10 protein-coding genes and 1 pseudogene are annotated in these 11802 nt (G+C 71.1%); 4 read left to right on the top strand and 7 right to left on the bottom strand.

The window, feature by feature from the left end; translation table 11 throughout:
• Positions 1-330 precede the first annotated feature (330 nt).
• The 3 genes from H4687_RS21700 to H4687_RS21690 all read right to left on the bottom strand — a co-directional run bounded on the left by H4687_RS21700 (position 331) and on the right by H4687_RS21690 (position 2850).
• On the bottom strand, positions 331-492 hold the full coding sequence (locus H4687_RS21700; protein WP_159026222.1) for a hypothetical protein: 162 nt from the start codon (positions 490-492) through the stop codon (positions 331-333).
• 42 nt (positions 493-534) lie between these two features.
• Positions 535-1662 (bottom strand): C40 family peptidase, encoded by a 1128-nt coding sequence (locus H4687_RS21695; RefSeq protein ID WP_046917689.1) that lies wholly within the window; start codon positions 1660-1662, stop codon positions 535-537.
• A gap of 390 nt (positions 1663-2052) precedes the next feature.
• Entirely contained in the window at positions 2053-2850 is a 798-nt protein-coding gene (locus H4687_RS21690; RefSeq protein WP_078907441.1) for a class I SAM-dependent methyltransferase, read from the bottom strand.
• A 230-nt stretch (positions 2851-3080) separates the two neighbouring features.
• Between H4687_RS21690 and mshA the strand changes: the two genes are divergently transcribed.
• Together mshA and H4687_RS21680 are read left to right on the top strand one after the other, a co-directional pair.
• A complete protein-coding gene (mshA, locus tag H4687_RS21685; RefSeq protein WP_046917373.1) occupies positions 3081-4421 on the top strand; it encodes a D-inositol-3-phosphate glycosyltransferase in 1341 nt (446 codons plus the stop codon).
• Positions 4422-4507: 86 nt separating this feature from the next.
• Positions 4508-5020, top strand: a complete 513-nt coding sequence (locus tag H4687_RS21680; RefSeq protein ID WP_046917374.1) for a type III secretion system chaperone family protein — start codon at positions 4508-4510, stop codon at positions 5018-5020.
• Here the strand turns inward: H4687_RS21680 and H4687_RS21675 are convergent.
• Entirely contained in the window at positions 4968-5837 is an 870-nt protein-coding gene (locus tag H4687_RS21675; RefSeq protein ID WP_046917375.1) for a helix-turn-helix transcriptional regulator, read from the bottom strand. The two genes, H4687_RS21680 and H4687_RS21675, sit on opposite strands and share 53 nt — an antisense overlap.
• Before the next feature lie 49 nt (positions 5838-5886).
• On the opposite strand from H4687_RS21675, the gene H4687_RS21670 reads away from it, so the two are divergent.
• Entirely contained in the window at positions 5887-6330 is a 444-nt protein-coding gene (locus H4687_RS21670; protein ID WP_046917376.1) for a DUF2000 domain-containing protein, read from the top strand.
• A gap of 92 nt (positions 6331-6422) precedes the next feature.
• Here H4687_RS21670 and H4687_RS21665 read toward each other — a convergent pair whose 3' ends face one another.
• Positions 6423-7775, bottom strand: coding sequence for an MDR family MFS transporter (locus tag H4687_RS21665; RefSeq protein ID WP_046917377.1), 1353 nt, complete (start codon positions 7773-7775; stop codon positions 6423-6425).
• Positions 7776-7960: 185 nt separating this feature from the next.
• Here H4687_RS21665 and H4687_RS21660 point away from each other — a divergent pair, with 185 nt between their 5' ends.
• On the top strand, positions 7961-8722 hold the full coding sequence (locus tag H4687_RS21660) for a phosphoglyceromutase (protein ID WP_046917378.1): 762 nt from the start codon (positions 7961-7963) through the stop codon (positions 8720-8722).
• 78 nt (positions 8723-8800) lie between these two features.
• Here H4687_RS21660 and H4687_RS21655 read toward each other — a convergent pair.
• Both H4687_RS21655 and H4687_RS21650 read right to left on the bottom strand, forming a co-directional pair.
• Positions 8801-9058: pseudogene (locus H4687_RS21655) on the bottom strand (tyrosine-type recombinase/integrase); the annotation flags it as partial.
• Positions 9059-11173: 2115 nt separating this feature from the next.
• Positions 11174-11590, bottom strand: coding sequence for a hypothetical protein (locus tag H4687_RS21650; RefSeq protein ID WP_046917381.1), 417 nt, complete (start codon positions 11588-11590; stop codon positions 11174-11176).
• Positions 11591-11802 lie beyond the last annotated feature (212 nt).

The following is an 11802-nucleotide window of genomic DNA, read 5'->3' as shown; positions in this document are numbered from 1 at the left end:
CCGGAGTCATATGCCGCATCATGTACCGCACTTGGACATGGCAGGGCTTTCTCCTGGGATGACGTATGTCACGCGGCGGAGGTTGAGCCGGGTCGGGGAAGGTGGTGCGAGTCACGTGGGGTGGGTCACGTGACTGGCGGGGGCACGGTCGGTGCCCACGGGCCGGCCCCCGCGGGTCGTGCGCACCCTGCCGCCTGCCGCCTGCCGCCTGCCGCCTGCCGCCTGCCGCCTGCCGCCTGCCGCCTGCCGCCTGCCGCCTGCCGCCTGCCGCCTGCCGCCCGGTGGCCGGCGGCAGGCGGCTTGGTGCGCGTCGCCGCGCAGCCGCCCGCCTCACCCCGCCACCCGGTACGGAAATCGTGCACGCGTGAGGCGCACCCGCCCGGCAGGGGCGACGGTCCACCTGCCGCTGCCGACCGGCACCAGCATCGCCACCGGCACCAGCCTCGCCACCGGCACCAGCATCGCCACCGCCACCGCCACCGGCATCGCCACCGCACCGGATTGTCCCGCCCCGCCCAGCCGTAGGCGACCCGCTCACGCGTCCGGTCGTACGACTCCCAGGATCTGCATCGTCCCTGCCCCGGCGATCGAGACCTTACGGTTCGGGCGGGGGGCGTGGACTATGGAGCCGTTGCCCAGGTACATGGCGACATGGCTGGCGTCGGCGTTGTAGATGATGAGGTCGCCGGGGCGCATGTCCTGGATGTCGATGTGCTTGAGCAGGCGCCACTGCTCCTGGGAGGTGCGGGGGATGGTCAGACCGGCGGCGGCCCACGCCTTGCTGGTGAGACCGGAGCAGTCGTAGGTGTCGGGGCCCTCGGCGCCCCACTCGTACCACTTGCCTATCTGGTCCGTCGCGAACTTCACGGCCTGCTTGCCCTGCGGCGACGCCTTGCCGTTGATCTCGTCCAGGATGCCGGAGCCCAGCCACGTGGCCTGTGACTTCTCCGCGGCGGCCTCCTCCAGCTGCGCCAACCGCTCACGCTCGTCGTCCTCCAGCTGGCCTTCCAGCTCCTCGGCGGCGGCGATCTGCTTCTTGATCTTCTTCTTGGCCTTCTCCTTGGCCTTGCGGTTGGCCTCCAGCTTCTTCCAGCGCGCGGAGGCGTCCTTGGCGTACTGCTCCAAGTCCTCCTGCGTCCGGGTCATCTCGGCGAGCAGACCCTTGGTCGCGAGCTGGCCCTGACGCAGACGGTCCGCACCCTCCAGGAAGTCCTGGGGGTTCTCCGTCAGCCACAGCTGCACCTCCGGCGGGAGGCCGCCACCGCGGTACTGGGCGCGGGCCGCGGCGCCGATGAGATCCTGCAACTTGTCCAGCTTCGCGTGGCCCTTGTCGACCTCGTGGGCCAGATCGACGAGCTCCTCGGACTGCTTGTCGGCCTTCTCCTCGGCCGCGTTGTACGCGTCCGTGGCGACCGCCACGTCGTGGTAGAGGCCTTCCAGCTTCGTGCGTACGGCCTCCAGCTCCTCGTTCGTCACGGGAGTCGGGTAGGTCTCCGGAGTGCCGGAACCGCCCGCGGTGTTCGACGGCGACGGGGCCGGACCCGGGGTCGGCTCGGTCGGTTTCGTCTGGCTCGCGTACGCGTTGACCGGTGCACCCAGCACGGTCATCGCGCAGACCACGGCCACGGCCGCCATGGTCAGGCTCCGCTTGCCGGCTCCCATACCTCTTGCCCCCAACCCCACTGGAAAAAGAACTGGTTAACCGTCAGTAACTTGCCGGTGCTCGGTGATCGTGTCACGGCGTCGCGTGATCCAACAGGGGTGAGCGACCACGAACTCCCCGTCCCTGGCTCCCTCTTGCGGCTCCACGTCCGTTCCCCCGCCCTCCCCGGTACTCCCATCCCCTCCCCGCCCCTCCCTCGGTGCTCGCTTCCGCTCGCCCGCTTCCGCTCGCCCGCTTCCGCTCGCCCGCTTCCGCTCGCATCTGTGTGACTCACGAGTCGAGGAGATCGTTGCTCCCGTCTGTGTGACGATCGGCCCGAGGCGATCGTTCCCGTCCGTCACGAGTTCATCGCTCTGGGTGATCGACGCGGACGCGGGTCGGCTGCGCGCTCACCCCCTCGGCGCCAACGCCTCCCACGCCACCGTGACTTCGCCCTGCCGCCATCGCCTCACCCCGTCCCGAACCGGCCAGTCCGCGCCGAGGGCGCGAGCGGTGCGGATCCAGCGCTGGCGGGCCCCGTACGAGGCGTAGGGGGCCGCGGCGGCCCAGGCGCGGTCGAAGTCGCGGAGGAAGGCGTGCACCGGTTCACCGGGGACGTTGCGGTGGATGAGGGCCTTGGGGAGGCGCTCGGCGAGGTCGGAGGGGCGGTCCAGGGAGCCGAGGCGGGTGGCGAAGGTGACCGTGCGGGGGCCCTCCGGGCCGAGCGCGACCCAGACGTGGCGGCGGCCGATCTCGTCGCAGGTGCCCTCCACGAGCAGGCCCCCCGAGGACGAGGGCGTGGCCGGCGAGAGACGGGCGCACAGGCGCTCCCAGACGGCCCTGACCTCCTCCTCGTCGTACTGGCGCAGGACGTTCGCGGCCCGGACGAGGGTCGGGCGGCCCGGTACGGGCACCTCGAAGCCGCCGTGCCGGAAGGTCAGGCCCTCGCACGCGTACGGCTTCGCCGCCGCGACCCTGGCCGGGTCGATCTCGACGCCGACCACCTCGGTGCGGGGCGCCGTCTCGCGCAGGCGGCGCAGAAGCTCGACGGCGGTCCAGGGGGCGGCGCCGTAGCCGAGGTCGACGGCGAGGGGCGCGGTGGCACGGCGGAGTTCGGCGCCGTGCGTCGCCGCGATCCAGCGGTCCATGCGGCGCAGGCGGTTGGGGTTGGTGGTGCCGCGCGTCACGGTGCCGACTGGTCTTGCCATGCAGTGAGCGTATTCCTCCGGCGCCTTCGGGTGATCGCGCGCTTCCCCGCCGAGGGGCACCCGCCCTTGGAAGGCGCCACAGCCCCACCACTCACCATGTGGTCGAACGGTTGAGCGAGATTCGGTAATAATTCTGCAAAGCGGAAATGGAACGGCCTCCTCCGGCGTTCTGCCTGACCAGAGGGCCCCACACCCTCCTAACGGCATGCCCGGAGCGAGGAGGACGCCACGTGAGCCACTACGTCAGCAGGCTCGGACGGCGCTCCCCGGCCGGCGCCGGGCGGCTTCGGCTGCACCGGAAGCCCCGCCGGGTCGCGATGCTGTCGGTGCACACGTCGCCGCTGCACCAGCCCGGCACGGGTGACGCGGGCGGGATGAACGTCTACATCGTGGAGCTGGCGCAGCGGCTGGCCGCGCAGAACGTCGAGGTGGAGATCTTCACCCGGGCCACGACGGGCGCCCTGCCCCCGACGGTCGAGCTGGCCCCGGGCGTCCTCGTCCGGCACGTCGACGCGGGCCCGTACGAAGGGCTGGCGAAGGAGGAACTCCCGGCCCAGCTGTGCGCCTTCACGCACGGGGTGATGCAGGCGTGGGCGGGCCACCGACCCGGTTACTACGACCTGGTCCACTCGCACTACTGGCTCTCCGGGCACGTCGGCTGGCTCGCCGCCGAACGCTGGGGCGTCCCCCTGGTGCACGCCATGCACACGATGGCCAAGGTCAAGAACGCCGCGCTCGCCGACGACGACACCCCCGAGCCCGCCGCCCGCGTCATCGGCGAGACCCAGATCGTCCGCGCCGCCGACCGCCTCATCGCCAACACGGCGGAGGAGGCCGACGAACTCGTACGCCACTACGAGGCCGACCCGGCCAAGGTCGCCGTCGTCCACCCGGGCGTGAACCTCGACCGCTTCCGACCGGCCGACGGCCGCGCGGCGGCGAGGACCCGTCTCGGCCTGCCCCAGGACGCCCTGATCCCCCTCTTCGCCGGCCGTATCCAGCCCCTGAAGGCCCCCGACGTCCTGCTGCGCGCCGTCGCCGTCCTCCTCGACGAACGTCCCGAGCTGCGGTCGAGGATCGTGGTGCCGGTGGTCGGCGGGCCGAGCGGCAGTGGCCTCGCCAAGCCGGAAGGCCTGCAGAAGCTGGCCGCGCGGCTCGGGATAGCCGATGTCGTACGGTTCCGGCCGCCCGTCGGCCAGGAGCAGCTCGCGGACTGGTTCCGGGCGGCGTCCGTGCTGGTCATGCCGTCGTACAGCGAGTCCTTCGGGCTCGTCGCCATCGAGGCGCAGGCGGCCGGTACGCCGGTGCTGGCGGCCTCGGTGGGCGGCCTCCCGGTCGCCGTGCGGGACGGACGGACCGGCTTCCTGGTGCAGGGTCACGATCCCGCCGCCTACGCGCGCGTGCTCCGCGATTTCGCCGACCACCCGGAACTGTCCGCCCGCATGGGCGCGGCCGCCGCCGCCCACGCCGAGTCCTTCGGCTGGGACACCTCGGCCGCCGCCACCGCGGACGTCTACGCGGCGGCCGTGCAGGACCACCGCAGGCACCGGGTGCGGGGCCACTACGCGTGAGCGGCGGTGGGGCCCGACCGCCCGGGCGGTCGCCACCCGTCACCCGCTACCCGCCGCCCACCCCTACCGGCGGGTACGCTCGCCCCATGGCTGACGAAGCGTCGATCATCGAGCAGGTCCTCAACGAGGCCGAGCTGGAGTGGGAGAGCCCGGCACCCGGCACCTACGTCGTGAAGCTCCCCGGCACCCGCAAACTCTCGACGACCGTCTCACTGATCGTCGGCCGGCACTCCCTCTCCCTCAACGCCTTCGTGATCCGCCACCCCGACGAGAACGAGGCGGGCGTCCACCGCTGGCTCCTGGAGCGCAACCTCAAGCTGTACGGCGTGAGTTACGCCGTCGACCCGCTCGGCGACGTCTACGTCACGGCCCGGCTGCCCCTGTCCGCCGTCACCCCCGACGGCATCGACGGCCTCCTCGGCCAGGTCCTGGAAGCGGCCGACGGCGCCTTCAACACCCTTCTCGAACTGGGCTTCGCCTCCGCGATCCGCAAGGAGTACGCCTGGCGCGTATCCCGGGGGGAGCCGACGCGCAACCTGGACGCGTTCAGTCACCTGACCCGTGCGAAGGCCGACCGCTCCGAAAGCGGCCAGGGGTGACACCCACCCACCGCCTGAAGTGCCGCGTCAGATGGGCCTGGTCGTAGAACCCGGCCACCGCCGCGGCCTCGCCCGGCCGCATCCCGTCCAGCAGCAGCCGCCTGGCCCGCTCCACTCGCCGGGACATCAGATACTGGTGCGGCGCGATCCCGAAGGCCGCCCCGAACGCCCGTACGAGATGCGCGGGGTGTGCGTGCACCGTACCCGCGGCCTCCGCCAGCGTGACCCCGTCCGCGACCCGCTCGTCGAGGAGTTCGCGCAGCCGGTGGGCGACCGTGGGGCCGCCGGGCGGCTGTGCGGCCGAACGCGCCGGTGGCCTGCGCAGATGCCCGCGCAGCCGCTCCCCGACGAGCGCCAGCCGACTCTCCGCCTCCAGCTCGTCCCCCGGTCGCGCGAGGGCCGCGTGCAACTGCCCCACCCGCCGCCGCAGCAGCGGATCCCGCAGGTCGGGACCGTCCACGGCCGCCCCGATCAGGCTCTCGTCCAGCGAACTCGAATCCAGGTCCAGGTACAACACCCGCTTGCGGAAACCCTCGTCCGTGACCGGCGCCCCGTTGTGCGGCACGTAGGGCGGCAGCAGCGAGACCGTGTCGTTCGGCGTCCCGTGCTCATGCCGGTCCAACTCGTAGCGCACGGCCCCGTCGTCGACGATCAGCAGCGTCCAGACGTCGTGCACGTGCATCGGGTACGCGTACTCCGTGTAGTGCGCGTGGAACACCTCGACGATGCCGGGCACCCGCGGCCGCCAGGCGGTGACCTCGCGCTGGGGGGACGGCTGGGCTGTCGGCCGGTGGGGCTTCGGCCGCTGGGGGCACATGCAAAGAACGTACAAGACGGGGGCGTACGCTGGTCGGCAGTCTCGTCCCATGAGCAGCGAGACCTCCGCGAGCACGGCCCCCCTCCGCTTCGACACCAAGATCGTCGTCCTCCTCCGCGACGACCTGGAGACCTGGCAACGCCTCAACGTCACGTCCTTCCTGGTCAGCAGGGTCGGACCGATGATCCCGGAGGTGATCGGCGACCCGTACGAGGACGCCGACGGCACGGCGTACCTCCCGATGTTCCGCCAGCCCGTCCTCGTCTTCGAGGGGACGAAGGAGGTGCTCAGGACGGCGCACGCCCGTGCGCTGGCCCGGGCCCTGCCCCGCGCCGTCTTCACGTCCGACCTCTTCACCACGGGCAACGACCGCGACAACCGAGCGGCCGTACGAGCCGTGGGGACGGGGGAGTTGGACCTGGTGGGGCTGGCGGTGTACGGGCCGCGCAACGGGGTGGACAAGGTGGTGAAGGGGGCGCGGATGCATCCGTAGGCGGCCGGGCCGCTCAGGCCGAGCCGGTGCCGGCCTCAGGCCGAGCCGGTGCCGGCCGCGCGCCCTCGGGGGACCTACGGGTTCCGTGCTGCCTACGGGGTCGTACGCACGTCCGCGTCCGCGTCCGGGCCCGGGCTCGGGCCCGGACGCGGGCCCGCAAGGGACGGCGTCTCCGCAGCAGGCCCCCTCGCGGCGGCCTGGGCCTCCGCATCCACCTCGAACTCGACCTCCACCTCCGCCTCCGACCCTGGCATCCGGAGCATCAACGCCCAGTACCCCACCCCGGCCACGGTCCCGATCACCGCGCACAGCCCCCACAGCCACTCGGCGCCCCAGCGGTCGATGACGACCCCGGACATCAGCGGCGCGACGAGCGCGGCGACGGACCACGACATCGTGTACATGCCCTGGTAGCGGCCGCGCCCCTGTACGGGCGAGAGACGGACGACGACGCCGGTCTGGGTGGGCGCGTTGACGATCTCCGCGAGGGTCCAGACGCAGACGGTGAGGGCGAAGACGCCGATCGACCCGGCGAAGGCGGTGAGGCCGAAGCCGTATCCGGCGAGCACGGACGAGACGACGAGGAGGCGTCCGGGGTCGCGGTGCTCGATGACCCGGGTGACCGGGATCTGCAGGGCCACGATCAGCACCCCGTTGACGGCGATGGCGAGCCCGTAGTCGGCGGGCGTGAAACCGGCCTCTCCCATGGCGACCGGCAGCCCCACCGACCCCTGCTGGAAGATCAGCGCGACGAGGAAGGAGAGCCCGACGACGCCCATGAACCGCCCGTCGCGCACCACGGTCCCCAGTCCGACGTCCTGCGTCCCGGCCTTCTCCGCCGCCGTCCGCTCCGGCCGCGACTCCGGCAGCTTCAGGAAGACGACGATCGCGCAGACCAGCGTCATCCCCGCCTCGGCCAGGAAGCCGACGCGGTAGCTGACCTCGGCGATGAACCCGGCGCCCATGGAGGAGACGGCGAAACCGAGGTTGATGGCCCAGTAGTTGAGGGAGAACGCGCGTACGCGGTCCTCCGGCCGGACGATGTCCGCCATCATCGCCTGAACGGCGGGGCGGGAGGCGTTGCTGGTCGCGCCGACGAGGAACGCGACGGCGGCGATGGCCACGGGATCCCGCACGAAGCCGAGGAGCGCGACCGATCCGGCCGTCGACGCCTGCGCGATGAGGAGGGTGGGCCGGCGCCCGAGCCGGTCGGCCATGACCCCGCCGCCGAGCGAGGAGACGACCCCGCCGAGGCCGTGCAGCGAGGCGACGAGACCGGCGTACGAGGCGGAGTACCCGCGGTCCAGCGTCAGATACAGCGCCATGAACGTGGCGACGAACGCACCCAGCCGGTTCACCAGCGTGCTGGTCCACAGCCACCAGAACTCCCGGGGCAGCCCGGAGACGGACTCCCGGACGGCACGTCCGGCAGCGACGAGTGGCATGCGGATCCCCCACGGACGTAAGTAGCCAAGTCGGCGGGCACACCTTACGAGCGGGGTCGGGGGCCGGGCCACTGAATTAGGGACCCCGGTCAGCTGCCGGTGGCGAACGGCGTGCGGCGGGCCGGGCCTGTCCGCCTGTCGGCCAGGTGGGCGACGATTCCCGGCCGTGGATTACGCTCGGAGCCATGGCCGACGCACCGTACAAGCTGATCCTCCTCCGCCACGGCGAGAGCGAGTGGAACGAGAAGAACCTGTTCACCGGCTGGGTGGACGTCAACCTCACGCCGAAGGGAGAGAAGGAGGCGACGCGCGGCGGTGAGCTGCTGAAGGACGCCGGCCTGCTCCCGGACGTGCTCCACACCTCCCTCCAGCGGCGCGCCATCCGCACCGCGCAGCTGGCCCTGGAGTCCGCCGACCGCCACTGGATTCCCGTACACCGTTCGTGGCGCCTGAACGAGCGCCACTACGGCGCCCTCCAGGGCAAGGACAAGGCCCAGACCCTCGCCGAGTTCGGCGAGGAGCAGTTCATGCTGTGGCGCCGCTCGTACGACACCCCGCCGCCTCCGCTCGCGGACGACTCGGAGTACTCCCAGGCCTCGGACGCGCGTTACGCGACCATCCCGCCGGAGCTGCGCCCCCGCACCGAGTGCCTCAAGGACGTCGTCGTCCGCATGCTCCCGTACTGGTACGACGGCATCGTCCCCGACCTCCTCGCCGGCCGCACGGTCCTCGTCGCCGCCCACGGCAACTCCCTCCGCGCCCTCGTCAAGCACCTCGACGGCGTCTCGGACGCCGACATCGCGGGCCTCAACATCCCCACGGGCATCCCGCTCTCCTACGAACTGGACGCCGACTTCAAGCCCCTCAACCCGGGCGGCACCTACCTCGACCCGGACGCGGCGGCGGCCGCGATCGAGGCGGTCAAGAACCAGGGCAAGAAGAAGTAGAGTTTGTGACCATGCCCCCGACCCGCGCGAATGGCGCGGGGCGGGGGCATTCTCATGGTCTGGAACCTCCCTGGAACCTCAGCCCTCGTGGCCTTGCGGCTGGAGAGCCTTCCGGGCTCGCTCTCGGCTGCTCGGCATGAGATGCGCGTACACCTTCAGCGTCAGCCCTGGGTCCGAGTGCCCGAGGTACTCAGCGAGCGCCTTGATGCTCTCTCCGGCGTCCAGGAGCACGGACGCGTAGAAGTGCCGTAGCGCGTGCATGCCGTGCTCGCGGGCGGCGGCGTGCTCGCGGCTCTTGGCCTTCGGGATGACGCCCGCCTTGGCGAGAGCGGGCTTCCCCCATGAGGGCTGTCTCCTTCGGTTGGTAGGAGGGAGCGGGAGGGCCCATGGGGGCTCTCCGGCCGGTTTTGGGGTGTGGTGAGCTGGGCCCGCTACTTGCTACGGGCCTGATCACTGGGGGTTTGGGGTGCTAGCGGGGTTGCTACCGGTAGCGGGTCGGGGTGCTACCGGTAGCAGGGCTCCAGCGGGTGTCAGGGAGGCAGGGACAGGGGGTCTCGGTGGCTTCCAACAGAGGGTTTCCGGGGGTGCCGGGGGTGTGGCTTCCTGCCTCCCTGAGGGGGCGTACGTGCTGGTCAGGCAGAGGGAGGCAGGCCAGGGAGGCGGTCAGGGAGTTCTCCCTGCCTCGCTTGGCCGAGCGGGTGTTCCTCCCTGCCGGCCGCGGTGTTCGTTGGAGCCCAGCGGGGCGGCCGCCGCGCAGGATCGCGCGGGGGTCGGTCGGCTCGATGGTGGCCATGGTGGTGGTGACTCCTCGTGTCCGGGGTGCGATGCGTGGGAGTGGTGCCGGGTGGCCGTCCTAGAGAGTTGGTGTATCTCAGCGTCCGCAGCGCCCTAGCGTCCGCACGGCCGTATTCGTGCAGGCCAGCGGGGGCGAGGGGTGTGGACGCTGTGGACGCTGGACGGCTGTAGCATCCGCAGCTTCGACGTGTCCGGGCCGCTGGTGTGCGGCCCGGCCCGGTGGGCGTTCCGGTTACGTCAGTGCTGGTCGGGTGGGGGTTCTGCCGTGCCCCGGCGGGGCGACCTCCGGCCAGAGGGAGGCTTGTTCGGGGGTGGACGCTGACGCGTCTTCGTCGGGTGCGCGGGACAGGGTGAGGAGTCGGTGCCGGTGCCGGTCGTGGCTACGTTGCGCGTCGTCCGCGGTGATCCCGATGGACCGCAGCAGCGGGGCGGGCCGCTTGACCCTGCCGCTCGCGCGGGTGGCGTCCTTGGGCCACTTCGGCGGACGCACGAGCGGCGCGGGGAGGGCTTCGAGCAGCTGCCCGGCCCCGCGTCACAGCGGGTCTGCCTAGGGGTTTGGGTGTGACGCGGCCGTCACATGTGACGGTGTGACGCGGCGGCAGGCGAGAGCTCCCGAGGGCTCGGGCCCCGACCGTTCAGGGTCCAAGCAAGAGGAGCACGCTCCGCACGTGATGCTCCTCTTGCTCGTGCCAGAGCGACCGTCCGACTTGGCGCGGGCGAGGACGAAGAGACCAACCAGCGGCGCGGGGTGGTCTCTTCTCGTCTGGACCGTCTCAGGGCTGACACCGGCCTGACGCGTCAGGCCCACAGGCGCCCAGTGTCCACAGCGTCCGCACCCGCCACTTCCTAAGAGTGGGCCGTGACCTGCGAAAACCGGCTCTTAGCAGCAGAGGGTGGCCGGACGCTGCGGACACTGACGGACGCTACACATTCTGTTTAGCGTCCACAGGAACAGTGCAGGTCAGAGGATGTAGGAGAGGACCGGCGGACGCTACGGACGCTGTTCTCCCTCAACTCTCTAGTAGGGGGAGAAGGGACGGCTTTTCCGGCCGGGGGCAGGGGCGCGGTGGGCACGGCCGTCCTGCCCCCTGCGGGAAAGCCTCCAGAAGCCCCCGGAGCGGTAGAGGCCCGACGACGCGCCCGCTGTTCTGCCGTCTGCCCCTTGGAAGGCCCCGAGGACCGGCATTCCAAACGGGGCGGGCGGGAGTCCCCCGCCCTGGACTGCCGTCCTCGAACGCGTAGGGGCAGGGTGTCAAAGAGTGTCAGCGTCAGGTGTGAGAGCGGGTGACACCCTAGTTTGCCTAGGGGTTTGGGTGTCAGAAGGCCCCTGACTGTCAGAGGGTGTCAGGACGGAGTAAAGGCGTCAGGGTCGTCGTCCTCTGCATTCGTCCGCCGCACCAAGGCCTCCACATACGGCTCAGCGCGAGGCTCGGCCGGGGTGCTCTGGGTGTTCTCCATACTGCGGACGCCACTGGCCGAACGCAGTAAGGCATAGGAGGATCCGGGACAAGCGGCTGCTGGCACCGCTCATGCCCTTGTCGCTTGACGTGACAAGACGGGACCGCACTGTGGGATAGCCCGGAACAGGCTCTGACCTGCGAGCCGACAAGCGACAAGCGGACCAGGCCCGTGGGTTAGCCCGGACACGGTGGGGGACTACGATCTGGCGATCTCTTGCCGGAGCTGGTGGGTGAAGCGACGCAGGAGGTCTAGCGTCTCTCGGAACTCGGCCCGGCGGTCGTCCCTGCCGTCGGTGGGCCGGGTGCTCCAGACCCGACGCGCGAGAGCATCGGCGAGATCGACGGTGTCGCTGGCACAGAGCAGGTAGAGGGCTGAGCGTGCTTCCTGCATCTGGTTCGCCAACTCGTTGGCTCCGGGACCGTCGTCACTCAGCTGTGATTCCTTCAGGTAGTCCAGCAGTTGAACCACGGCCGTGTTGAAGCCGATCCCGGCTTTGAGCTTCTGCTCGCGGAGCCACATGCGGTCCTGCCGGCGCGCGGTGAACCACGAACCGAACACCGCCCCTATGAGGCCGATAGCGGCCCCGATGGCCACGGACAGGATGTTCTCCACGGTCAGCTCCCCCCGACGTACAGCGCAGCCAGGCTACAGAGGCCGCCGGAGGCGCCGCACTCGACGAGCACCCTCACATGCCAAGGGTTCGGTGATCCCGAAAGAAACGGCCATGTCCCGGAACCTCTCTGGCACCTCCGAGGACGACCAACGACGACAGACAACGACCACCAACGACGGGTCGACCGCAGGTCAGTTGGGGTAGCTAGCCC

It is taken from the genome of Streptomyces stelliscabiei, from assembly GCF_014873495.1.
GTDB classification, from domain to species: domain Bacteria; phylum Actinomycetota; class Actinomycetes; order Streptomycetales; family Streptomycetaceae; genus Streptomyces; species Streptomyces bottropensis.
The sequence above is the reverse complement of the archived record's forward strand: the minus strand, read 5'-3'. Positions and strand labels throughout refer to the sequence as shown.

Bases quoted from the DNA above. Each gene is read 5' to 3' on its own strand.
- H4687_RS21695 (WP_046917689.1), bottom strand. From the start codon at position 1,662: ATGGGAGCCGGCAAGCGGAGCCTGACCATGGCGGCCGTGGCCGTGGTC.
- H4687_RS21690 (WP_078907441.1), bottom strand. From the start codon at position 2,850: ATGGCAAGACCAGTCGGCACCGTGACGCGCGGCACCACCAACCCCAAC.
- H4687_RS21680 (WP_046917374.1), top strand. From the start codon at position 4,508: ATGGCTGACGAAGCGTCGATCATCGAGCAGGTCCTCAACGAGGCCGAG.
- H4687_RS21675 (WP_046917375.1), bottom strand. From the start codon at position 5,837: ATGTGCCCCCAGCGGCCGAAGCCCCACCGGCCGACAGCCCAGCCGTCC.
- H4687_RS21670 (WP_046917376.1), top strand. From the start codon at position 5,887: ATGAGCAGCGAGACCTCCGCGAGCACGGCCCCCCTCCGCTTCGACACC.
- H4687_RS21665 (WP_046917377.1), bottom strand. From the start codon at position 7,775: ATGCCACTCGTCGCTGCCGGACGTGCCGTCCGGGAGTCCGTCTCCGGG.
- H4687_RS21660 (WP_046917378.1), top strand. From the start codon at position 7,961: ATGGCCGACGCACCGTACAAGCTGATCCTCCTCCGCCACGGCGAGAGC.